The sequence below is a fragment of the Paenibacillus sp. J22FR83 genome, from assembly GCF_059691955.1.
The window spans coordinates 45,542-70,149 of the sequence record NZ_JCAUAM010000021.1; the positions used below are offsets into that span (position 1 = coordinate 45,542).

General features: G+C 44.2%; 17 protein-coding genes. 5 read left to right on the top strand and 12 right to left on the bottom strand.

The window, feature by feature from the left end:
- Positions 1 to 121: 121 nt before the first annotated feature.
- From AC58PV_RS29420 to rfbH, 7 genes are all read right to left on the bottom strand, one after another.
- Complete coding sequence (locus AC58PV_RS29420) at positions 122 to 2,035, bottom strand: collagen-like protein (protein ID WP_497436358.1); 1,914 nt, start codon at positions 2,033 to 2,035, stop codon at positions 122 to 124.
- Between the two features lie 205 nt (positions 2,036 to 2,240).
- Positions 2,241 to 2,672 (bottom strand): hypothetical protein, encoded by a 432-nt coding sequence (locus AC58PV_RS29425; protein ID WP_497436359.1) that lies wholly within the window; start codon positions 2,670 to 2,672, stop codon positions 2,241 to 2,243.
- A 247-nt stretch (positions 2,673 to 2,919) separates the two neighbouring features.
- On the bottom strand, positions 2,920 to 4,716 hold the full coding sequence (locus AC58PV_RS29430) for a thiamine pyrophosphate-binding protein (RefSeq protein ID WP_497436360.1): 1,797 nt from the start codon (positions 4,714 to 4,716) through the stop codon (positions 2,920 to 2,922).
- A gap of 13 nt (positions 4,717 to 4,729) precedes the next feature.
- Entirely contained in the window at positions 4,730 to 5,668 is a 939-nt protein-coding gene (locus AC58PV_RS29435; RefSeq protein WP_497436362.1) for an NAD-dependent epimerase/dehydratase family protein, read from the bottom strand.
- Positions 5,669 to 5,683: 15 nt separating this feature from the next.
- Positions 5,684 to 6,766: a CDP-glucose 4,6-dehydratase gene (gene rfbG / locus AC58PV_RS29440; RefSeq protein ID WP_497436363.1), complete on the bottom strand. Its 1,083-nt coding sequence runs from the start codon at positions 6,764 to 6,766 to the stop codon at positions 5,684 to 5,686.
- A gap of 24 nt (positions 6,767 to 6,790) precedes the next feature.
- Positions 6,791 to 7,561, bottom strand: coding sequence for a glucose-1-phosphate cytidylyltransferase (rfbF, locus tag AC58PV_RS29445; protein WP_497436364.1), 771 nt, complete (start codon positions 7,559 to 7,561; stop codon positions 6,791 to 6,793).
- A 3-nt stretch (positions 7,562 to 7,564) separates the two neighbouring features.
- Complete coding sequence (rfbH, locus tag AC58PV_RS29450) at positions 7,565 to 8,884, bottom strand: lipopolysaccharide biosynthesis protein RfbH (RefSeq protein ID WP_497436366.1); 1,320 nt, start codon at positions 8,882 to 8,884, stop codon at positions 7,565 to 7,567.
- A gap of 205 nt (positions 8,885 to 9,089) precedes the next feature.
- On the opposite strand from rfbH, the gene AC58PV_RS29455 reads away from it, so the two are divergent.
- Positions 9,090 to 10,553 carry a glycosyltransferase gene (locus tag AC58PV_RS29455; RefSeq protein ID WP_497436368.1) on the top strand — a complete coding sequence of 488 codons (1,464 nt, stop codon included), beginning with the start codon at positions 9,090 to 9,092 and terminating at the stop codon, positions 10,551 to 10,553.
- 5 nt (positions 10,554 to 10,558) lie between these two features.
- Complete coding sequence (locus tag AC58PV_RS29460; RefSeq protein WP_497436370.1) at positions 10,559 to 12,043, top strand: glycosyltransferase; 1,485 nt, start codon at positions 10,559 to 10,561, stop codon at positions 12,041 to 12,043.
- A gap of 99 nt (positions 12,044 to 12,142) precedes the next feature.
- Here the strand turns inward: AC58PV_RS29460 and AC58PV_RS29465 are convergent, their stop codons facing one another.
- Entirely contained in the window at positions 12,143 to 12,982 is an 840-nt protein-coding gene (locus AC58PV_RS29465) for a phytanoyl-CoA dioxygenase family protein (RefSeq protein WP_497436371.1), read from the bottom strand.
- Positions 12,983 to 13,110: 128 nt separating this feature from the next.
- Here AC58PV_RS29465 and AC58PV_RS29470 point away from each other — a divergent pair, with 128 nt between their 5' ends.
- From AC58PV_RS29470 to AC58PV_RS29480, 3 genes are all read left to right on the top strand, one after another.
- The gene (locus tag AC58PV_RS29470) at positions 13,111 to 13,908 is read left to right on the top strand and encodes an AraC family transcriptional regulator (RefSeq protein WP_497436372.1); all 798 of its coding nucleotides are present in this window, start codon (positions 13,111 to 13,113) and stop codon (positions 13,906 to 13,908) included.
- 88 nt (positions 13,909 to 13,996) lie between these two features.
- Positions 13,997 to 15,148 carry an MFS transporter gene (locus AC58PV_RS29475; RefSeq protein ID WP_497436374.1) on the top strand — a complete coding sequence of 384 codons (1,152 nt, stop codon included), beginning with the start codon at positions 13,997 to 13,999 and terminating at the stop codon, positions 15,146 to 15,148.
- Positions 15,149 to 15,194: 46 nt separating this feature from the next.
- Positions 15,195 to 16,025 (top strand): 3'-5' exonuclease, encoded by an 831-nt coding sequence (locus tag AC58PV_RS29480; protein ID WP_497436375.1) that lies wholly within the window; start codon positions 15,195 to 15,197, stop codon positions 16,023 to 16,025.
- 606 nt (positions 16,026 to 16,631) lie between these two features.
- On the opposite strand, the gene AC58PV_RS29485 is transcribed toward AC58PV_RS29480, so the two are convergent.
- The 4 genes from AC58PV_RS29485 to AC58PV_RS29500 form a co-directional block, all read right to left on the bottom strand.
- Positions 16,632 to 17,006: a hypothetical protein gene (locus tag AC58PV_RS29485; RefSeq protein WP_497436377.1), complete on the bottom strand. Its 375-nt coding sequence runs from the start codon at positions 17,004 to 17,006 to the stop codon at positions 16,632 to 16,634.
- Between the two features lie 110 nt (positions 17,007 to 17,116).
- Positions 17,117 to 20,920, bottom strand: a complete 3,804-nt coding sequence (locus tag AC58PV_RS29490; protein ID WP_497436378.1) for an OmpL47-type beta-barrel domain-containing protein — start codon at positions 20,918 to 20,920, stop codon at positions 17,117 to 17,119.
- Positions 20,921 to 21,214: 294 nt separating this feature from the next.
- The gene (locus AC58PV_RS29495; protein WP_497436379.1) at positions 21,215 to 23,029 is read right to left on the bottom strand and encodes a cache domain-containing sensor histidine kinase; all 1,815 of its coding nucleotides are present in this window, start codon (positions 23,027 to 23,029) and stop codon (positions 21,215 to 21,217) included.
- Entirely contained in the window at positions 23,026 to 24,597 is a 1,572-nt protein-coding gene (locus tag AC58PV_RS29500) for a response regulator (RefSeq protein ID WP_497436380.1), read from the bottom strand. Before AC58PV_RS29500 ends, AC58PV_RS29495 begins: the two co-directional genes overlap by 4 nt.
- Positions 24,598 to 24,608: the final 11 nt, after the last annotated feature.

Genomic DNA, 24,608 nt, shown 5'->3' on the forward strand with positions numbered 1-24,608 from the left:
TTACATAATCCCATACCAACTACTGTTTTTATGCAATTTTATGTATAAAACAAGAGCTGACTATTAAGCCAACTCTTTCATAAACTAAGGTTATTCTAGTAGTTAGATAAGATAGCTATCCTTAAAGAATTCGGAACGCTGACCAAACAATACCTGATGAGTCGGCTCCCCCTAAATCAAGCGCAAGCGTTAGACCGTTAGCTTCATAGAAGAGACCAACTGTGTCCCCTGCTAACAATTCTACCGTACCTGCCAACGTAACCGTTCCATCTCCCAAAATACCTCTCAATGTTAGAACAAGCGCGACGTTGATGTTCAAAACTGGGAACAATCCCGTTATCAAATCTGTTACAATCGGTGTTATTCTGCGGATTACAAATGCAGGTGTTACTCCCGCGCCTAGCGTAACGGATATTGCTGCAGTTGTAGAGTAGTTGATCGTGGCTTCGAACGCATATCTGCCTGTTGCTGGAGCTGTAAAGACACCTGTAGTAGGGTTAAATGTAGTGCCATTGTAATACGGAGTTGTTACGGTCCAACCTGTGAGTTGAGATGATGCAGATGTCGCTAGTGCAGGTAAGAAAGCTGAGAATGACTGGGCAAGAACATCTGGACCAGTAGCTCCTGTTGTACCTGTTGCTCCTGTTGCTCCCGTTGCTCCTGTTGCTCCCGTTGCTCCTGTTGCTCCCGTTGCTCCCGTTGCTCCCGTTGCTCCTGTTGCTCCTGTTGCTCCTGTTGCTCCTGTTGCACCCGTTGCTCCTGTTGCTCCTGTCGCTCCTGCAAGCCCGGCTGTTCCAGCTGCTCCAGTTTCACCTGTCGCACCCGTTGCTCCTGTTGCACCTGCAAGTCCGGCTGATCCAGCTGCTCCAGTTTCACCTGTCGCACCCGTTGCTCCTGTCGCACCTGCAAGTCCGGCTGTTCCAGCTGCTCCAGTTTCACCTGTCGCACCCGTTGCTCCTGTTGCACCTGCAAGTCCGGCTGTTCCAGCTGCTCCAGTTTCACCTGTCGCACCCGTTGCACCTGTCGCACCTGCAAGTCCGGCTGTTCCAGCTGCTCCAGTTTCACCTGTCGCACCCGTTGCTCCTGTTGCTCCTGTTGCTCCCGTTGCTCCCGTTGCTCCTGTCGCTCCTGCAAGCCCGGCTGTTCCAGCTGCTCCAGTTTCACCTGTCGCACCCGTTGCTCCTGTTGCACCTGCAAGCCCTGGTGTTCCGGCTGCTCCTGTTGCTCCTGTCGTACCTGCTCCAGTTGCTCCTGTCGGTCCAATTGCACCAGTTTCGCCTGTTGCCCCTGTCGCACCAGTGGCTCCTGTTGCTCCCGTTGCTCCTGTCACACCTGCTCCTGTTGCTCCTGTCGGTCCAATTGCACCAGTTTCGCCTGTTGCTCCTGTCAAACCAGTCGCTCCTGTTGCTCCTCCTGCAGGTCCCGCTGGCCCCATCTCACCTGTTGCTCCAGTGGCTCCTGTTGCTCCTGCTCCTGTTGCTCCTGTCGCCCCTGTTTCACCCGTCGCTCCTGTTGCTCCAGTTCCTCCCGTTGCTCCAGTCGCACCTGTTCCTCCAGTTGCACCCGTTGCTCCTGTCGCTCCTGTTCCTCCAGTTGCTCCTGTTCCTCCTGTTTCCCCTGTTGCTCCTGTTGCTCCTGTTGCCCCTGTTGCCCCTGCCGCTCCTGTTGCTCCTGTTGCTCCTGTTGCTCCTGTTCCACCTTCTCCATATGGTCCTGTTGCACCTGTAGCCCCTGTTGCTCCTGTTGCTCCTGTTGCTCCAGTTGCTCCAGTTGGACCTATCGGATCTATCGGACCTTCAGGAAATTTAATTTCAAACTCTTCTCCATTGTAAAGTTCAACTTCAATCTCTTTGACCTGAATCCAGTCGATAAGTGCTAAAAAATTCGCGAGAGCAGACTCTCTAACAATTAAACTCTCATCATCATCAAATTTTAATTCGAGTTTAATACCATTAAAATACTTGATTTCAATTTCCTCAATATTCATCATACCTACGACACCAATTAGACTCATTAACTGAGCAAGTTTACTCAAAAGCCTTACACCTCCTATGAATTTAAAAACTATTTATTACAATAGGAAACTATTTCTTTTTTTAACATTACCTCCCTTACTAAAATAAAAATACTCTAGCATCCTCTTATATAGTATGTTTACAAACTTAATGCGCATGGACGAATGAGAGAGGACAATGATGGAATAAAACATATTTTGGAAAATATTAATCCCTCTATCAACACTAACCTGTCACTCCCATTGAACCTATCTCACTAATGGCTCCGACATCACCAATAGGTCCTGTTGTTCCTAACTTTCCTATCTCTCCCGATGATGTTGCTCCTGTTGCTCCTGTTGCTCCTGTTGCTCCCATCCCACCTATTTCACCCGCCTCACCCGCAACCCACATCGCCCCCTTCAAACCTACCAACTCATCAGGAAATTCAATTTCTGATGCTTGTCCATTGTAAAGTTCAATCTCAATTCCCTCGACTTGCTGCCAATCTATGGTTGCCAAATAACGCTGGAATTCTGATAATCTTTGTAGTTCACTATCACCTATATTGAATTTTATTTTGTATGCCAGTTCGTTAAAGTACTCGATTTCAATCTTTTTAATGTTCATGATAACGACGTATTCAACTAGATCCATTAACCGAGCAAGTTTACTCAAAGCCTCACACCTCCTTTGGAATAGAATTCAACCTATCAATCATTGATAGACAATCTCTAAGATTAAATACATCAGCCCCCTCTTTAAAAATGAAACTATTCTAGTTCCTCGTATATGATATGAATAGCGCCTTGAACTGCATGGACGAATGAGTGAGCACACGAATGAAAAAAAATAAAAACGTCCGATTCCCATTCACTAGAATGGAAACGGGACGCTTACTCCTACTAAACGATGTTACTCATACTTATTCAGACTCCTCTTTCTCTTCCTTACTTGATTCCAACACATCTATCACCATTACTTGTCGTAACTCTTCCCGATCTAGTAAAGGCGACATATCTTCAATCGGACGGTTGACGACTAGTTTGGGATTCACCATCGTTCCCTGATGCAATTTCACCTCAATTAACGCAGCCCCTTCTTCGGCCAATACCTGTTTCATAACCTCATCTGCACCAACAGATTTATCGATTACGTAAGCTGGAATTCCATAAGCCTCGGCGATTCGGACAAAGTCTGGACAACTGTAACCCATTACCGTAGATTGCCTACGACCGTTAAAATATAAATCTTGGAACTGTCTAACCATACCTAGTGCATGATTGTTCATCACAATGATTTTGATGGGCAGATTCAGATGGTAAATCGTTTCCAATTCTTGCATATTCACTTGTATACCACCGTCTCCTGCAATCACAATCACTTTCTTATTCGGTTCAACGATAGATGCACCAATTGCTGCAGGAAGCCCAAAGCCCATAGCCCCCATACCACCCGCATTCAACAAGCGCTGATCTTTCTTTAATCGAAACGATTGACTTGCCCACATTTGATGCTGACCTACATCCAGACAAATGATATCTCCTTCAGAGCACAGATCAGACAATCTTTCCATGAACAAATTCGGATCAATTCCCCCTTCTTCAGCAGGAGGACTCAAAGTTGGATAGCGTTCTTGATACGCTTCAAGCATGTGTACCCATGCAGAGATGTCTTTTTTGCCCCAACCGTCCAAGCGTTTATTCATTTCAATTAGAAAAGGTTTCACACCGCACGAAAACGCAATATCCGCATTAACCTTATGATTTAATTCGACTGACTCGATATCCACATGCACTTTGCGTGCAGCACGAGCGAATGTATCTGGACGCGTGCCCGTCTGGCGTGTATCGAGACGAGATCCCAAGATCAGTACGAGATCACAGTTGGCAAGTGCCAAGTTGCTGTATCGATTTCCATAAGAGCCGATTAAACCGAAACTTGCAGGATGGACAGCAGGAAGAGCATCGAGACCCATGAGCGAGTGAACAACAGGAATGCCTGTATGTTCAACAAAAGCAAGCAATTCCTCTGTGGCTCTTCCTGCCCTTACTCCACCGCCTACTAGAATAAGCGGTCGTGTTGACTCCGCTATTAACGCCATTACCTCGTCCAACTTGTTTAAGTCGCAAGTCACTTCTTCCTGAGCTTGTAATTTGCGAAATTCCTCGCTGTCCATAAAGCTCTCTAACCCTTCCGGATCAATATCTGCCCGTTGAACATTCATCGGAATATCCAGTAGAACAGGGCCTGGTCTGCCCGACTGAGCCAAATACATGGCCTTCTCCAGGCAATATCTCATCTTGTCGGGATTCGTAACCATTTCTGCATATTTAACGATTGGCTTCACGATACTAACGATATCTGTTTCCTGAAATCCGATCTGCCTGACCGGTTTATCAAACTTAAATTCATACGTATTTACTTGACCGGTAATGAACAAGCAGGGAACTGAATCGAAATAGCAACTACCGATCCCTGTCAGCATGTTCAATGCACCAGGACCGCTCGTTGCCATGGAGACTCCGATCACACCATTAATTCGAGCGTAACCTTCCGCAGCAAATGCCGCTGCCTGTTCGTGATGCATAGAGACACAATGCACGTCGTCGCGCGAATGTACGGAATCTAGTAGATGTGCAATTGCACCCCCAATCATCTCAAAAACGTGTGAAGCTCCCTGCTTGTGGATAAAATCAATCACATAATCCGAACACTTCATCACTGTTCCCCCTTTAGTTGCCGGAATTCCCACTCAGTTGTTCCCTATGCCAATCTACCGTCTGGGAAAGCCCGTCTTGCATTGTTATCTTTGGTTCCCAGTGTAATAACCTTTTGGCTTTCCCAATATCTGCTCTCCAAACCGTCGGTTCCAGCTTCTTACGTAATGACATTCCCCACTGAGGCTCGATGCCATTAGCAATTTGTTCCGTCAGCAGATCCGCGACCTTGCCGATCGACACTTGCTTACCTGAACCGATGTTGATAATCTGCCCATAGCACGCTGTTTGACGCATTGCACAAATACAAGCTTCTATCACATCATCTATATAAATGTAATCACGAACAGAATGAGGAACCGTCAATTGCGGTTGCTGACCAGCAAGCAGCGTGCGTACAACATAAGGGATATAGCGTTTAGGGTCATCCCAGGGTCCATAGGGAGAAAATAGTCGCAGCGTTACGATCGGGAGCTGTCTTTCTACCGCCCTCGAACGACAATATAGCGTTGCTGCTGCCTTCGAAACAGCATAATCGCCAATAGGTTCAAGTAGATTATCCTCTTGCATCGGAGTAGATTTCATTCCATATTCAGACGAGGAGCTCAGATTGATGAAAGCTGAGAATCCCACTTGTTCACACGCTGATAACAGATGAACGGTCCCTTGGAAATTCAAGGCATAGATGAATTCGGCATCATTTTGAAAAGAAAATCCTCCGTAGACCGCAGCATGATAAATAACTTCTGGCCGAATGAGAGCTATCCGCTCGCGAATCCTTTCTGAATTCCGCAAATCCACGTCATGCTCAGTGACATGTGGAAGCAGGTCTCGAATCCGCCATTTGTCCGATGACGATCTAGTAAAGATGTGTACGTCGTATCCTTCCGCTACTAACCGCTTTGCCAGACACGCCCCAACAAAACCAGTAGCTCCGGTCACCAGTATACGCAATCCGAACTACCTCCTTTAAGCCATGTATGCCTCAATCTGCTCCAAACAGATGGTGCGGATATCACGCTGTTCCTGGTATGCGATTAGCCATTCTGCAATTCGATCCAGTGCCGTATCAAGCGACCACCTCGGATGCCAGTTCAAATAACTGCTTGATTTGGAACAATCCAGCTTAAGCAAATTAGCTTCATGTGGATGCTTGCCCTGATTGGATCCTGGCTCGATTTCATAGAAGTCGTGGTTTCCTAATTTCGTACCAAGCCGCTGCACCACCCACTCCACACTCTGAACATCAGCGTCTTGAGGTCCGAAATTCCAACTCCCCCCATATTTCTCCGTATTCTGCACCATGTGTTCAGCGAGTAACAAATAGCCGCCTAGCGGCTCCAATACATGTTGCCAAGGCCTAGTTGCAGCGGGATTGCGTATGCTCATTACGTTCTTTGATAAGTATGCACGCACACAATCGGGAATTAATCGATCTTCCGCCCAATCCCCGCCTCCAATTACATTGCCTGCGCGAGCAGTAGCAATACTGATCCCCTTCTCAGGGTGAAAAAAAGAATTGCGATAAGCCGAAGTGACGAGTTCCGAACAAGCTTTGCTGTTCGAATAGGGATCGTATCCACCTAACCTGTCGTTCTCTCGGTATCCCCACGCCCATTCCCGGTTCTCATAGCATTTGTCTGTTGTTACATTAATTACGGCCTGAATCGAGCTCTTCCCACCAGCTGCAGACATTCGAACAGCCTCTAGCATATTCACGGTTCCCATCACATTAACCTCATACGTATCTACTGGGTGCTTATAGGAATTCCTTACGAGCGGTTGGGCGGCCATATGAAAGATGATTGTCGGGTCCGTGTCAGCCACCACTTGCTGTAATCGCTCTAAATCTCGAATATCCGCAAAGGTCGATTGCATATCCTTATCCAATCCAGATAAATGAAACAAACTAGGCGTAGTCGGAGGTTGCAGCGCGTATCCGATAACGTCGGCACCAAGTGATTGCAGCCACATACATAGCCAAGCTCCTTTAAAGCCTGAATGTCCAGTAATGAAGACTCTCTTTCCACGCCAAAAAGCTGAATTGACCATAGGTCTACACCTTTCTCCCAGTCTTTATTTTTTCCAAGGAGCTTTCTGTGATCTCCATAAGTCTTCTAGATAATTTTTGTCACGCAGTGTATCCATGGGATGCCAGAAACCTTCGTGTTTAAAAGCCATTAATTGCCCATTCTGCGATAGATTCTCCAATGGTTCTTTTTCCAGTACCGTACTGTCACCGTCGATCTTGTCGAAAACCTCCGGCTCCATGACGAAAAATCCGGCATTAATCCAGCCTCCGTCACCTGCTGGTTTCTCCTGAAAGCCGAGTACTTGATCTTGCTTCGTCAGACGAAGCGATCCGAATCGGCCAGAAGGTTGAACCGCAGTTACAGTTGCAAGTTTCCCATGAGCTTTGTGGAAATCAATGAGTTTCCCCATATCTAGATCCGACAAACCATCCCCATAAGTAAGCAGAAAAGTCTCATCTCCGACATAGCTCCGGATACGTTTGACGCGACCTCCTGTCATCGTATCCTTACCGGTATCCACCAATGTGACCTTCCAAGGCGGTGCATTATGATGGTGAACAATCGTTTCGTTATGATTGCCGAAGTCAAATGTAATGTCCGCTTCATGTAAATAATAGTGAGCGAAATATTCTTTAATAAAGTATCCTTTATAGCCCAAACAAATAATAAATTCGTTAAAACCATGTGACGAATAGGTTTTCATGATATGCCAAAGAATCGGTTTGTCACCGATTTCGATCATTGGCTTCGGCTTAACATGTGTTTCTTCGCTAATTCGCGTACCGAATCCCCCGGCAAGAATAACGACCTTCATTGGCTAACCCCTTTTCTTCAAGGTATCACTAAGCGTTTGCACTGTGTAATCAAGCATCTCTTGCGTTAGACCAGGATGGACGCCGATCCAGAACGTTCGATTCATAATCACATCCGTATTCGTCAGGTTCCCAACAATACGATGAGTAATATGTTTGTACGCAGGCTGACGCAACAAATTCCCTGCAAATAGCAATCTAGTGCCGATACGATTCCGCTCAAGTGCTGCTGTCAGCTGTTCGCGAGAAACGGGTGATTCGTCCTTAACTGTAATCGGGAATCCGAACCAACTCGGAACACTATTTGGGGTCGGTTCTGGCAGAAGAAGGTATTCATCCAACGGTTGGAGTGCCTCCTTGAGTCGATTGAAATTGGCTTTTCGCTTCGCGATAAAATCTGGCAGCTTCTGCATTTGAGCCACACCGACCGCTGCTTGCATATCCGTTACTTTCAGGTTGTATCCGATATGACTATACGTATATTTATGATCGTAGCCAAATGGCAGATCACCAAGCTGCCAGCCAAATCTTCGGCAGCATGTATTGTCTTTGCCAGGCTCACACCAGCAGTCCCGTCCCCAATCGCGGAAAGACTCGACTATTTTTTTGAGCAGAGGAGAATTCATTAGAACCGCGCCGCCTTCACCCATCGTAATATGGTGTGCAGGATAGAAACTGACAGTCGCCAGATCTCCGAAAGTCCCCGCTTTACGTCCCCCATATTCCGATCCGACAGCATCACAGCAATCCTCAATCAGCCACAACCCATATTTATCCGCTACTCGCTTCACTTCACCTAGATCGAACAAGTTGCCTAGCGTATGAGCGATCATAATTGCTTTTGTACGATTGCTAACTGCCGCTTCTAATAATGTTGTATCGATATTGTAAGTCGGAAGTTTGACATCCAGAAAAACCGGCACAAGCCCATTTTGAATAATCGGATTAACCGTTGTCGGGAACCCCGCAGCTACCGTAATGACTTCGTCTCCCGGCTGCAGCCGACGATCTTTTAATAGAGGTGACGTCAAGGCAGATAGGGCAAGTAGATTAGCACTTGAACCTGAGTTTGTTAGCAACGCATAACGTGTACCAATAAATGAAGCAAATTTCTGCTCAAATTCACTTGCATAACGGCCCGTTGTTAGCCAAAAATCCAGCGATGCGTCAATTAAATGGCTCAACTCTTCCTCATCAAACGTTTTACCGCTTACTGGGACATTGGAAACTCCCGGTTTGAACACCGTTTTGGGCCAATTCGCTTCATAATATTGTTTAGTTAAAGCAACAATTTGTTGCCTAAGTTCGCTGCTAGACTGTTCCATACGGAAATTGCCTCCGTTTCAATTAAAATTCAACCAATATTATCCTATGAGTCTAACGTTTCATTGGATTGAGACAAACGCCGATAGGCAATGGAATTAAGTTTAAATAAACCCATTAATACCCAATGGAACTATTGGAGTAAGTTGAATATGTTGAATACTAGTGGACAAAATTGATGGAATTTGTACTTTGGAGGAGAGAAATTTGACAACATATATTAGTCCAGAGCTCGCTTCACGATTTCATAAATTCGGAAGGAATACTTTCATTCAGAAGGGGGGACATTTTGAACGTCCGGGACAAATATCCCTAGGAAACAATGTTTTTATGCGCGCTCCTTATGTATTTAATGAGGTCTCTTCTTGTGCAGGGAAATCTCCCAAAGTTGTAGTTGGTGACGGCTGCCAATTCAATTTGGGTGTCAATGTTACCGCCCATAACCATATTGAGTTAGAACGAAATGTGCTCATTGGGCCGAATGTTACCCTTACAGATACCTCTTACAATAACCAGGTCATTGGTGAGCACATGCGAATTGGTGAAGGCTCTTGGATCGGAGCAAATGCTATCGTGAAAGGACCTGTAACCATTGGCAAAGGTGCTGTCGTTAAGCCCAACAGTGTAGTAACAAGCAACGTGCCAGACTACTGTGTCGTAGCAGGAGATCCAGCCCAAATCATACAAATCTACCTGCCTGACATAGGCAACTGGGTCGATATTCCACCTCATTCAGACGCTGCACATTTTGTAAACTATCGAAAACAACACCCGCTCCTATCGATATGCATCCCAACCTACAATCGAGCCTCTCATCTTGAACATTGTTTAACTAGCATATTCTCACAAATTGGAACGTGCGATTTGGTTGAAGTCATTGTCTCTGACAATGCTTCTACGGATTCGACTTCAGCTCTTATGAATAGATATCTCGAACTGTATCCGAACTTGAAATATAGCTGTAACGAAGAAAATATTGGAGCAGACCGGAATATTTACCAGGTAATGAATCAATCGAATGGGAAGTTCGTGAAGCTTCAAGGTGACGACGACTTCTATGTTGACGGAACGCTTATGCCTCTTATTCATGTTCTGCATATGCATGGCGATTGCGGTGTCGTTCACATTAATGTAAGAAATGGCAATGGACGCGTTCAAGTTCATGAAGGCATGAGTACTTTCCTCGAATTGACTTCAATTTACGCTACTTTCATTACCTCAACCATTTTTCGGCGTGAAGAATTGAAAAGAATAAAGGATCCTGCTCGTTTTGTCGATTCCTCTTTTAATCAAGTGTATCTGCAATATGCCATTTTAATGGAAAATCCAAAATTCTGTATCATGAACTCAAATATGTTTACCTACGCAGGTATTTCCTCCGATAAATACAATTTTGGCGAAATCATTTTCCGCAGCTATCAATCGATTCTATCTTTCTTTATTGGCAAAGGATTAACGATTGATCAGCTTCGTAGCGAGAAAAAACGCACCTTGTATGAATATGCACTCCCCTGGTACAGACGTATTATTGAAACGCGTATGATTGCGGACGTAGAACGGTTTGAAGAAATCTATACCGAGCATTATCACGATGAACCTTACTATCAAGAGGCTTTGGCCATTATTCGAAGCATCCAATCGCCAACATCGAATTTAATTGACGGAGAGTGAATCGAATGTCAACACCTTATTTACATGCGGATTTTACAGCAAGGTTTCACCATTTCGGCGAAAATTCTAAGATTCAGGAAGGCGGACAAATCTTTTGCCCAGAAGGCGTATCCATTGGTCGTAACGTATCCATCCAAGCCCATTACTGGTTCAACATCATCAGTCAGGATCCACAGAAATACCCAAGAATTATTCTCGGGGACGGCTGCAAATCCAGTCCAGGTTTAATAATATCGGCAGCGAATCGGGTTGAATTAGGACCCCATGTTGAGATAGGTTCGAACGTATTCATCTCCGATACGGATCATCATTATCGTCATGTTGGCATTCCAGTTTTGTCGCAAGGCTTAACTACACAATCTGACCATGTCTATATTGGAGAAGGAGTTTGTTTGGGTGACAGCTCAGTCATTATCGGTAATCTTCATATCGGCAAAGGCAGTGTGGTTCGGCCCAACTCTCTCGTTGAACATGATGTTCCTGATTATTGTGTTGTGGAGGGATCCCCTGCTCGTATCATTCAAGTCTATGATCCTGGAAGCGCGATCTGGGAAAATGTAAGCAGCGAGGAAGAAGCGGAGCAGCGCTTGTTGGCTCGTCGTCATCAAAAACTTCTGTCAATCTGCCTGCCAACCTACAACCGTGCAGCGAACTTGGATCTTTGTCTCCAAGCGATCTTGTCGCAGGTCGGAAACAACGATAAGGTTGAGGTTATTGTGTCGGACAACGCTTCAACCGATGGAACTCCGCAAGTGGTCGACAAGTACCGTGCACGGTACCAGAATCTGAAATATAACCGTAACGATGAGAATATCGGAGCAGACCGGAACATTTTTCGTGTGATGTTCCAAGGAACAGGAAAATTCATTAAGTTGCAAGGAGACGATGATTTTCAAGTAGACGGAACTCTTCTGCCACTTTTGGACACGATTGAGCGTCACCTTGACTGTGGCGTATTGCACATTAATGTGCATAATAATGACGGACGTATCTATGAGAAAGAGGGACTCTCTGCCTTTTTAGCGGAAACGTCCATTATGTCAACCTTTATTACGGGCACCGTCTTACGCCGGGAAGATTTAATCAAGGTGGATACTCCCGATCGTTTTTTGGATTCTTCCTTTAACCAAATGTATATCCAAATGTCTATCTTGCAGCAAAACCCTCGCTTCTGCATCATAAACCGAAGTATGTATCAATTCGCAGCCAATGAACCGAGTGGTTATAATTTCGGAAACGTCGTTTTCCGTAGCTATCAAACCATTCTGAGCTATTTTCTGGACAAAGGGCTAACCATGCAAGATATTCGATATGATAAGCGCCAAGCCTTATTCAACAAGATCATTCCTTGGTACCACGGAATCATCTCTTACCGAATGACGACGAACACCGAGGGTTTTGAAGACTTATTCATTCAATATTACCAGGATGAACCTTACTTCGAATCCACCCTGCAGTTAATTCGTTCGATTCGTGCACGTTCAGGCTAAGAACTCGAAGAAATGACCCTTGAACACTTCGTGTGAATACACATAAAAGGCGCGTCCCCATTAGGCGCGCCTACTTTTATACAACTCATCTAATAACATCTAGCATTCTGCACCGCTCATCTCATTAGTAAAAAAGCGTTTGTATTCCTTCGGCGTAAGCTTAACAGCGGATTCACCTACATAATGGAACTGGAGTGCGCGGCGCTTCTTCGTTGATAGATTATACGGAGTGCCATGTTTGAGTAACCCGTGGAACAATAGTATCCCTCCTGGCAGTAAAGGCACTGCGATATCCCTCTCCACTTGCACATGGGCATCGCATAGTTGCCAGTCTCTAATGGCATAATGGGGTGTTGCCCCGTCCGCATGAGAACCCGGGATAACATGCATACAGCCATTATCAAGCGCAGCCTCATCTAGAGCAATCCACACGCCGACGACGGGTTTCTCATACGCCAAATTTCCATAAGCCATATCTTGATGCCACGGCTTTTCCCCACCGCCATGCGGAGGTTTAAGCAATGCCATATCCTGCACAAGCCGCGGCGTTTCTCCTAGAATATCTTGAACAATGGCAATAATCGCAGGATGCTCTGCTATCCCACGCAGACGTTCTTCCACTTTGACAAACTCATGTACCTTCCTAACGGCGAGTTCCTTCTCTTCGTCCGTTTTTAATTCACTTTTCGGTTTAGAGAATTGAATTTGTGCTCCTTTGTTATCTTTAAAAATAAGCTCATACAAAGCTTCTTTCGAATTCTGAATTTCTTCTTCATTTAATACATGTTCAATTGCGGCATATCCGTCTCGCCAATAATTAGCAAGATGGGTTTCATTCCAATGAGTACTACCTTCAATTTTATCTGCAACACGGTCGTATCGGTACAGCCTCGTTGATATTTCTTCAGGCGTTTGCTCAGTCTGTTCAGTTCTTGGCATAACGGCAACCCCTCCGTTTAAATAATTTAACCATTCATAACTTTATTATATGAATAGAAAGTAGTAAAATAAATGCATTCAAGCACTATACAATTTGCACTATTTTACACAGAGGAGCTGTGAGTCTCGTGTCCATTTTCACATCTCAAGCCATTCAACTTAATCCTTATTTCGGCAAAGTTATTTGTGAAGTGAATTGGAAATGGAGCCGCCGCGAGGACGACCCCTTCCAAGACTTCGATTTCTGGTATGTATGGGATGGTGAAGGTGAGGTCACCTTAAATAGCAAGCGTTACCACGTTAGCAGCGGCGACTGTTTCTTGTTTAAGCCAGGGGACTTGTCCAGTGCGAAGCATAATCCAGAACGCCCTCTTACCGTTACGTATATTCATTTCTCTGCGGAAGGGGATCATTCGTACCCGATGTCGCTCCCATCTTTCGTCCATTTCGATCCTGCTGAATTCCATGAGAACTATCTTGATCGTTTCGTACAAGTCAGACACTCTGAGGCTTATGGGCAGGAGGAAGAAGCGAAGACGCTGCTAAGGCTAATTCTTCTGTTATTTGAACGTCAAGCTCCTGACCATCAACCTCAAGGTGATCAATCGCGGCGCTCATTGAACCGTGTGATGATGGATATCGCCTCTCATATTCGGCAAGATCCCGGGAGGCAGCATAGCATTCAAGAATTAGCCAAAGAAGCGCATCTTTCTCCACGCTATTTCTCGCTTAAATTCAAAGAAATCATGGGCCAGACGATTGAATCGTATCTCATTCAGTCTAGAATTGAGCGTGCGTCCTACTTGCTTAAACTAGGCATGAATGTCAGTGAAGTCGCTGAGGCGCTTGGTTATCGAAGCATATATTTCTTTAGCCGCCAATTCAAAAAAGTAACAGGAACGAACCCCTCACAACTTCGTTCTTGATAAATTTTTTTTGCAACTTTGGCTGAGCATGATAGAATGTACATTCACGACAGCATCGCGCTAGTACTTCAAGGAAGGTTAGGTCTTCATGCATTCATCCAATTTATTGCGCTCGTTTAACTTTATGTATTTCGCATTACTTGCCCTCTTCGTCTCTTTTCTACCGGTTTATTTGGACGCACAGGGACTTTCCACATCACGAATTGGCCTCATTATTGGGACTGGTGGTTTCATCGCCATATTTTCACAACCCCTATGGGGCATGATCAGCGATCGAACAAAAACGATCAAGAAGGTTATGCTGCTGCTTCTATTCTGTTCCACCATCATTGGGTACTTGCTGTACGATTCCAATAGCTTTATCGTGCTGCTTCTATTTACGATGCTGCTCTACTTTTTCTTAATGCCGCTGGACCCTTTGACAGAAAGTCTGAACTTTCAAACTGCCGAACGCCTTGGAACAAGCTATGGTTCTATTCGGACATTTGGTGCCGTCGGCTACGCAGTGATGTCTTTGATTGTGGGCTATGCGGCGCAATACTTCGGCATTCATAGCTTGGCCTACCTTTTTGGCGGCATTGGGATATTGAGCTTGATCATTTGCTTGGCTTTGCCCGACGCTCCTGTGACCGGGAAACCTATCTCGCTGCGCAGTCTGCGAAAATTTCTAAGCAATAAAGAAACGATTTGGTTCATGCTTCTAATCTTCATATGCGCAGTCCCACAACGGATTAATGACACATTTCTTGGTGTCTACATCCGTGAATTAGGAGGCAGCAATCATTTGGTTGGGATCGCCTTCTTCCTAGCTGCTGGGAGTGAAATTCTAGTATTCGCTTTAAGCTTTTGGTGGCTTCGAAAAGGGAGAGAATTAGCGCTTATTTCATTCGCTGCCTTCTTCTATTTTTTGCGCTTCTTGGTCAGCGCTTGGGTAACGGATCCACATGTGCTTGTTGCGATTCAGCTTCTCCAGACGTTCACTTTCCCCATTTTCTACTCGGCTGCGATTCAGTACTTGTATCAAATTGTCCCAGAGGAATGGCGTGCAACTGGACAGACTGTGCTAGCTATCATCTTCTTCGGAGTCTCAGGAATCGTCGCTTCTTACCTTGGGGGATGGTTCTATCAAGCCTTTGGTGTACACACGTTATTCATCTGGGTGTCGGTCATGTCTTTCTCTGGATTCCTATTAAGTCTGGTGCTGCGTGCGGTCTATCGTAAACAGAAGCTGGCAACGTAAGCTTTTTCTGCTAAAATGATAGGATAGGAAGAAACGGGGGCACATCATGGATTACATTATATTAGATATCGAATTTAACGGCCGCAAGTTTGCAAGTGATTTACCCATGGAAGTGATTGAAATCGGCGCTGTCCGTTTAGATGCTTCACTTAAGCAAGTTGATGAATTCTCAGCTTTAATTAAGCCAGTATATTTCTCTAAATTGAACGCCTTTATTAAGAAAAAAACGGGGATCCCCCAAGAAGATATTGACGAAGCGGCTGGTTTCCGCAAAGTAATTGCCGATTTCTTGGACTGGCTCGGACGAAGTGAAGAATTGTTGCTTGTCACGTGGGGTGGCGAAGATCTCAAGCGAATCGTGTTTGATACGCGGATGCACAAATTAGATGATGCGTATTGGATGGCCGCTCACTACTTCGACTTATTGAAAGGGTACACCCGCTTCAAAAAAGTAACTAATGATGTCAGTGTCGAAGCTGCACTGACGGATTTGAACATCGTCGCCGAAGGCACGGCTCACCGAGCGTTGGACGACGCGAAGATGACAGCGGAGGTGTTCCGCTCGATCTTCACCGAGCTGGACTTTGAACGCAAGCAGCACTACGTCGACATGTACACGAATGCCAAGGAACGCAGGCTGATCAAAACTGCCGTCAAATCCATCCACACACAGAAAGTCGTGCCGACATGGGAGCTTTTCGTCGAGAAATATTTCGCCGATAAAATAGAAGCTGCCGACGCTAAGAAAGTCGCCGAAATGCAGACTTTATTCGCCGCGGAAGTGGCGAAAGGCGTGCCAGCGGCGAAGGCTGCGGGAAGTACAGCGCCTGCGGGGAGTAAACCAGGAAATACAGGAGAAAATACGACAACGACGTAGTGTACTTTCTACGGTCGGCTTTACTCTAAACCGCGTAGACTCGTAGTTCCCTGTGTTTTGGGGACATGTTCGAGATACGGAACCTGGTTCCGCTATTTTTCTAAAAACCGACATATTCGCTAAGAAATGGAACGTAGTTCCGCTATTATTACGTTTTCACACCTAATAACACCAATTCGGCTAAAATAACGGAACCACGTTCCGTAACTTTTTCGAATTCACGTTTATCACCTAAATAAGGGATCCTCGTTCCGTTACTCTGAAGCAATTTCTCCAAAATTGCTCAACTCCGGAACGATGGTCTTTTTCTACAACTAACTAGTCTAATCCATTCCTCTTCCGCTCGCTCTCGAACCAGCACATTGCATCATACATTCTACATCTTGACCTCGATCCACATCCCCAAGTACATGCCAACTGTTGTAGATACCTCAGAATTTATGTTCAACGAATACGTCACACTCCCCAACTCACTCATCCGACCAATCGCTTAATCCGCCGCCACCTTCCCCACATGCAGATCCGAACGCAACGAAGAAGCCAACCCAACCGATAAACCTTGCCATGCAAGTTATCGATTAGATTGGCTTCTTATGACTTCAGCTATCACAGTTGATCCACGCCTAGGCGGTTCGTATAGAAACTAGAGATAACTTTGTCTTTAGTCGACTTAGATCCACTAGATTGTAAAGAATATAATGTATCGGTTAGCTCCATAAACCACATCTCATCCTTGATGCTAAGAGCAATGTCGATCATACTGCGTACGCCGTCTTCTGTATCAAGTCCACTAACTGGCAGTGCCTTCACACTGGAGAGTTTCACTTCAATTTGATGACCAATGATCTCATCTTGATCAGAAGCAATGACATGAACGAAGGCGATACCATGCTGCCACGCGATCGCTTCTACATAACCATGAACCATTTCATCTTCACTTGTTGTTGCGACGACCCAATCACCAATTGCAACATTCAACATACGCCTCGCCACCTTCACTCGAAATGTTACTGCATACTGTAATTATAATTATTACAGTATGTTTTGTCAAGTGAAGGTTAGACTAATGAGAGGCATCCACAATAAACAAACTAATTCGTAACATGTATAATCATTTTTTCGCTAGATGTAGCTCCCGCATAGTTAATGAGCTCAGCTCGATACTCATAGTTGCCCTTAGCTTTATTTACTAAGGACGTTACGGATGATTGGGCATCCGGTGTATGATTGGTCAGTACTTCTGAATAGATGAGAATACCGTTTTCATATAAATTGTACGTCCCGCCATTCGTTCCCCACCACATGTTCATGCTGACTTTAAAGTTGCCATCACCATCCCAGTTATCGTTCGACAGAACTGATTTACCCGGAGCTGCATTTGTTACAGTTACTACGTGTGTGCCGCTCATTGTTGTTCCGAAGGCATTAGTAAGTTCGGCATAGTAACGATAAGTCCCATTCAGCTTATAAGTAATTGATGTTACGGTAGATTGAGCTGATGGTGAATTGTCAGTTAGCATTTGTGTATCAATTAATGTATCATTCTCATAAAGCTTATATATTCTACCATTTTCACCGTACCACATATTCATCGCTATACTGTAATTACCATCTTCGAGACCAGTATCATTTCCATTGGAATCAGAAAGAATAGGTATACTTGGTTTGGCTTTACTCTTTGATGCAATAGTGGTCACTGTCGCTATCGCATTTCCGTGATTTCCTGCTGCATCAACGATTTCGAAGGTGAAGCTATCATTAAATGTGAATGTATAGCTGTTTGAACCCCCATTATTCGTAATCGTTACCGGTTCGCTCGGTGTGATTGTGGCGGTGACACTTTGTGCGGTTACCGAACTATAGGTCACAGTTGCTGTTGGAATCGTATTATCTATATTACCGACTACATATTGGGAGACATTGGATACATTGCCCGCAGCATCCGTTCCTCTTGCGTACACCGTTTCATTAGCAGAAACAACTACAGGAGCTCCGTAAGCTGTCCATGCGCCGCTAGTACCCACTTTGTATTCTTTCACGGTTGCATCAGCCGGATAGCTGATCGTGATAGTGACATCAGACTTGGTCGGCACTGTCATATCTGCCGCGAAAGTTGCATCTGCTGGTATTGTCTTGTCAATCCTAACGGTTGCCGTGCGCGGGGTTTCCATATTGCCTGAAATGTCCACGCTCCAATAAGTTAGCGTATGAACTCCCTCTGTCGTCAAGACGATTGATGTGCCGTTTTGTTGCGTTCCGCCATCTACCGTATAGTAAGTAGCGGCTACAACGGATGTTCCCTCGGTTACGCTCAAATTAACTGTCGTATCTTGATTGACCCAACCCGTCGGAGCATTATCTGTTGTCGTCGGTGGTATTGGAGCTGGTTTGATGGTGAAATCATCCATCCAATATTCTTGTCCTGCGGAACCTGCTGCCATGGTTCTGAAGCTGGCCGAACGAAGGTAATTCAACCCCGCATAGGTTCCCCCCAGATTTCGGATTGCCCTCACATCCACCTCAATCGTATGCCACTGGCCGTCAGCAATCAAGGTATATGCTGCTGTTGGCTCGTTGGAAGAAGCGGTCGCCGCAATCGGATATGTCCGATTATCCAGACGTATTGGATAAGCCTCCAAGGCTAACACAAGCGGCGTTCCCGGATTCACCTTATACTTGGCGCTCATAATTGGAAATTGATTGATATTCCAGTCTGGCGGGTAATTCCCAAATCTCAGTTGTTCAGTCTCATCGTTGCCACTCTTATAGTAGACGTGGATGACTCCGTTGGTACCATTCTCATAGATGCGCTCGTAGTTCGTGACCTCATTCCCACGTGAACTGTGTCTATAAATTTGAGTATATAAATTGTCATCGGCGTCAAATGAATTGTACAGCATCGGCTGACTCAGATAATCCGTTGCGTTAATAATCACATATGTTATGCCGGATATCGATTTGCCGGATGCATCCGTCGCTTTACTATATACGGCATATTGACCTGGTTGGTTGTAAGCATGGGTTGGGCTAGCCCCTGTTCCTGTTGAACCATCGCCAAAGCTCCATGAATATGATACAGGTATGAAACTACCGAACACAGTGGCGGAAAATGGTACTGCAGAACCGGTAACCGCCTTGAATTGACCGCTCGTTACCTGCAAGGATTCCGGAGCACCAGCTCCTGTCTCAACAATCCCCATGTCCGGAGCGCTGCCAGCATAAGCCAGATTGACGGAGGCTCCATCAGCCCAAGTTAATGCCGTGTCCAAACTGAGAACTCCACTTGTAATTACGCCGGTCGCTGCATTCTTCGTGTAAGCAATGTTCGTAATACGCGCCCGATTAGCGGATGTACCCACGGAAATGAGGTCTCCCACCTGATTGTCGATTCCCCAGCCATCAAAAAAATAGTTCGGATTGTTGACTGTAAGCGATGTGCTTCCGCTTCCAGCACCTATCGCTGTTGTCAGATCCGTACCACTGTCGATCATCGGACTACCAGATTGTAACGTGTAATTGTAATTGTTTGGATCCGTGAATAAAGGATTTACGTTCATGTTTTGCGCAAACAGTGGAACTTTCGTTCCGACAGCCGCTGACATCGACTCCACCTCGGACAGAGACCATAGTTTATAGTCACTATTAAACAGAAAACTATTATTATTTCCGAGGAAGTTAGGGACTACGCCCGGACCGTGCCAGAAGTTATTTTTGATAAAGCTGAGTGTTCTAGAACCGTCATCATTAAATGCTCTTTCGAAATACCTGAGATTCGTATTGGACGCATTGTTATCATTGTTATAAAAAATGTTGTTCTTAAAGAAATTGTTTTTGATCGTGAACACGCCATTACCGCCAAACAAATAAACAAACATTTCGTTCTCTGCAAATACGTTGTTATAAAAGACTGAATTTTGGAAAGACATGTTAGCTGAATACGGAGCACTGCCTAATGTACCTCCACTATAGTTTCGAATGAAACGATTATTACGGAAAATAGTCCCATCGGCATGGACGGAGTCCCTGGATGATGCATTTCCGGATCCATACCTTTGTTCAGAAAACACATTTCCCTCCAGAAGAATTCTATTGTTGGGGAAGATTTCGAAATTCCGACTCCACTGGCTGTTAAATACATTGTTTCGCACGACAACATCGCTTACAGTATTATAGTTCGTGTCAAAGTAAGAGAAATTCAACACCGTGTGCCTTGCCTTACTGAAGTTATTGCCTTCGATTAACAATTTGGAACTATTGGAGAAGGTAATCAAATCATCGCCTAAATAAGCCTCTGTAACTATGTTGTTAAGTAACTTTAACTGGCTGGTGTAATTAATGAATATGGGTGCACGGTAGCCCCACCCGGCCGTTGCGTACGAAAAGACGCAATCTGAAATCGTAATGTTGCTGTTAGGTGTTCCGTTCGCTGTACCCGCTGAATACATGGTACCGTCGGTGCTGTCTATTTTCAGCCATTTTCCAAGATTCAGATGTGAGGTTAGTTTAAATCCATTCAACGTTATGAAAGACTTACCTTTGATTTGAACAATATATGAATCCGCGTTCGGATACGTAAGTATCGCTTGTCCTTTATTTATCGCTTTAAATAGTATCGGGTTCGCCGTTGTTCCGCTGTTCTGTGGAATGAGTTGATCACTATAAATCCCGTCCATAAAGAGTACAGTATCTCCAGCAGCAGCTGTAGAGGCTGCCTTGGTTAGCGACCAAGGCGCACTTGTCGACAATCCATTATTCGATGCACTTCCAGTAGGGCTGACATAATACGTAGCCCCTGCAGCGTGAACAATCTGGGGAGGAACTCCCATCCCTAGCCCCAATATACTTATTAACATACTCACTACTGTCAGTATCAAATACGCCTTAGATCTTTTCAATTTCCTTCATCTCCTTAATTAATTTCTGCTCCATCCTTCCAATCCATCATGAAAGAAACGTTATTCTGTGATTATCACCCCCTCTCCATGCTGCTAGGCTGCTTCCTAGCTTTTGCTTCAAAACAAATTTGAAAGCGCTGTCATTTATCAAATTAAAACCAGCCTGCCGCGATAAAAAGTATAGAAATCAACGAACAGCAAATAAACCACGATTGACTTGGATTTTTTTAATGAAGGTAGTCCATCCAATACCCATGTGGGAATCATGTTTACATCTATGAAACTTTCTCTTCCCTATCCCATCACCGGCGGAATTCTAATCTCCACTTTGGTGCCGATTCCTGAAACACTCGTGTAGCTCAAACCGTACTCTGCGCCGAAATAAAGCTTTAATCTTTCATTAATGTTATGAACGCCAAATCCGCGCCAATCATCTTTGGATTGCTGCTGGAACATGCTCATCAGAGCATCCTCCATCATACCTACACCATTATCTTCAATGCACAGAAGTATTAATCCGGCTTCTAGCTTTCCGCTTATCGTGATGGTCCCGCTTCTATCTGGCTTCATCTGAATGCCATGCATAATGCTATTTTCGACCAGAGGCTGTAGTGTTATTTTAGGTATTTGATACGACAGGATGTCATGGATATTCAGTACAAGTTTAATGCTATTATCAAATCGATAATTCTGAATTTCAACGTAGGTTTGAACATGTTGGATTTCATCATCGATCTTAACAATATCCTGACCTTTTCTTAAGCTGAGCTTGTAGAAGTTCGATAAGGATGAGATCAAAGATTCAATATCGGAGCAATTATGTTTAATGGCCATCCAATTTATGGAATCCAGCGTATTATACAAAAAGTGTGGATTGATTTGAGATTGCAAAGCCTTAAGCTCTGCTTGGGCCCATTTCAACTCCGCGTTCTTCATCTCTTGTCCGGTTTTGAATTGTTCATCAATTAATTTTTCAATCTTTTTGATCATAAAATTATAAGATTCCGCCAGCTCCCCGATCTCATCTCTGCCGAACTTCTGCGTGATGACGGACAATTCGCCATTTTGAACCTTCCGCATTTTAGAAATCAATCGGTAAATCCGTTTCGTGCTGGACACGGAGCTTATATAAGCGAGCACATAGGCTACTGCTGCCATGACAATCATAATCAGGATTAGCACGTTTCTTTGACGGGAACTGGCAGACAGAATATCCGTTATTGGGATAATACTGACGATTCGCCAATCCGTACCTTCAATCGTTTTATAACCGACGATCGCTCCCTTACCCTTAACAGTTGTTTTCTGCCATATATCCTCTTGCTCCGTCGCTAAGTTCGGAACTCTCCAAAGATTGATCTGTTCAAGTGAAGCAGTCGACTGGATGATCTTCCCGCTGCTATTTTCAATATAAATCATGCCTGTTTCCGTAATGTTGGCTGCTTTATTGATAATATTCAATACATCACTTAGTAAGATATCGATGCTAAGTACACCCATGTTTTTGGAATAATCATTTGGATTTTTGACAAGACGCAGTACGGATAACACTTTATCCTCTGTCACATTGCCAGTCTTTTCCGTGTAGTGGGTCGTGGTTGGAGATAATAAAACTTTACCGTTACTATTTAATAATTGTTCATACCAGGGGGCATCACGAATGGATTCCATGCTATAGATGAGTTGTCCATCCCCTGAATATATTAATTCATCCGGTACGAACAAACGAATGAGGTGGATATCCTCGTTACGCAGTAAATATTGAAATAGTCTTAACAGATAAGAACTATCTTTCAATTGCATCGGGATTTCATAAGATGATTCATTTCTACCGAACACCCTTGTTGCCTCTTCATCAAGAATAATATAATCCGAAATCGTAGAAGCGCTGTTGACTTTGGATGCAAGTGAAGACGCTGCTTGTTCGAAAGACTGCTTGGCCGAATACACCGTGTTTTCCTCGATCACTTGCGCTGCTTGTTTGTAGGCTAAATAAGTAAAGCCGAAAAGCGGCACGATCATGAGGAAGAAGAAAATCAAAACGAGTTTGTGTTTGATTTTGAGATCCTGGATATATTGCCAAAGAACACGAATCGATTTCCCTATCATAAGTAATGCCTTTCTCTATAATCGGAAGGATTCATTCCGGTCATTTTTTTGAATATTTTGGTGAAATGGTTGGGGCTTTGATAGCCTACCTTTCTTGATATTTCCAACAGCTTCACTCTTTCTTCTTTCAAAAACTCCTTAGCCTTTTCGATTCTGACTTCGGTTATGTATTGGTTAATTGTTTTCCCTGTTTTTTTCTTGAAAATCATGCACAGATAGGTCGGTGTCAGAAACAAATGCTTCGCCAGCATGTTAATCGTTAAGTGATCATCATGGTAATGCTCCTGGATAACCTGCATGATCATAAATACATTTTGTCCGATGCTATTCTTGGAATGGATATTGTCGAAAACAACCGAAATTCGGTCCAGCATATAGTTTTGAATTTCTGTCAAGCTGGACATACTCGTGAAGATATCCCAAAAATACACGTGTTCCTGTTTTTCAAAGGGATCGATATTGTATCCTGTTGCAAATGCATTTAATTCAAGGAGCATGCTGCAGAAAATGTCTTTAACTTGCTTAATGGGCAATTCGGTATGCCTTCTTATTTCGTCATGCATCTGGATAATGAATCGAAGCGTCTTATCTTTATCGCACTCATTCAAGCAATCTATAAATTGCTTAATAACAACAGCATCCAATCGATATGTTTGACCGTTATCAACCCGATTCTCGTAAATAACCATCTGATTTGCCCCGATAAAAAATTGTTTCTGCAAGGCTAGCGCAGCGGTTCGATACGATTCTCTAACCTGCTTCAACCCATCCACTTTTATTCCAATACCCATAAATATATCGACTTTCACGCTTGCCAATTCCTCTATCGTTTTTTTCAGAGAACTAATAGTCGTTGAGGGAAAATCTCGATGGCTAATTCCTTTTCCGTAAAAGTGAATAACAAGATGCTGGTTGTCTTTAAACCCTGCTAGATGGTACATCACGGGATTATTAAATACCAAATCTATAGCTTTATGTATAAATTCTTTATGATTATGCTCCATATCTACGGTTGGGTCTGATAGGATGTCTATTTTTATTATTGCGGTTATAACATTCCCATGAGATGAGATATCTTTATTAATTTGTTGTAATCGTTGCAAAATGTCAGGGAACGGTGTTTGCATACCAGCCATGTCCAAAGCTAGTTTTTCCTTTAGAATTGCGTTACTTTCCGCATTTTTAACTTGTTCGTCCATGACGGCATGAACAGCCAGACTAACTGCGCGTTTCACTTCTTCTCTATTGACAGGCTTCTCCAGATAATTGATTGCACGCAATTGAATAGCCGATTTCAGGTATTCTTTATCCGCATACCCGCTTAAGAAAATGAATTTACAATCCGGGAGAATAGCCTTTACTAAGACAGCGAATTCAATGCCATTCATACCAGGCATCTTGATATCTGACAGAATGATGTCAGGTCGTATCTGTTCAGCCAGCTTCAATGCTTCATCACCTGATCCCGCACATTCAACAACACTAACGCCAAGGCTGTTCCATGGAATAAACTGGGCTAATCCTTCTCTTGTCGACTTCTCATCATCTACAATAATAAGTTTTATCATATACGTGTACG

Bases quoted from the DNA above. Each gene is read 5' to 3' on its own strand.
- AC58PV_RS29430 (WP_497436360.1), bottom strand. From the start codon at position 4,716: ATGAAGTGTTCGGATTATGTGATTGATTTTATCCACAAGCAGGGAGCT.
- rfbG (WP_497436363.1), bottom strand. From the start codon at position 6,766: ATGGTCAATTCAGCTTTTTGGCGTGGAAAGAGAGTCTTCATTACTGGA.
- rfbF (WP_497436364.1), bottom strand. From the start codon at position 7,561: ATGAAGGTCGTTATTCTTGCCGGGGGATTCGGTACGCGAATTAGCGAA.
- rfbH (WP_497436366.1), bottom strand. From the start codon at position 8,884: ATGGAACAGTCTAGCAGCGAACTTAGGCAACAAATTGTTGCTTTAACT.
- AC58PV_RS29460 (WP_497436370.1), top strand. From the start codon at position 10,559: ATGTCAACACCTTATTTACATGCGGATTTTACAGCAAGGTTTCACCAT.
- AC58PV_RS29465 (WP_497436371.1), bottom strand. From the start codon at position 12,982: ATGCCAAGAACTGAACAGACTGAGCAAACGCCTGAAGAAATATCAACG.
- AC58PV_RS29475 (WP_497436374.1), top strand. From the start codon at position 13,997: ATGCATTCATCCAATTTATTGCGCTCGTTTAACTTTATGTATTTCGCA.
- AC58PV_RS29480 (WP_497436375.1), top strand. From the start codon at position 15,195: ATGGATTACATTATATTAGATATCGAATTTAACGGCCGCAAGTTTGCA.
- AC58PV_RS29485 (WP_497436377.1), bottom strand. From the start codon at position 17,006: ATGTTGAATGTTGCAATTGGTGATTGGGTCGTCGCAACAACAAGTGAA.
- AC58PV_RS29495 (WP_497436379.1), bottom strand. From the start codon at position 23,029: ATGATAGGGAAATCGATTCGTGTTCTTTGGCAATATATCCAGGATCTC.
- AC58PV_RS29500 (WP_497436380.1), bottom strand. From the start codon at position 24,597: ATGATAAAACTTATTATTGTAGATGATGAGAAGTCGACAAGAGAAGGA.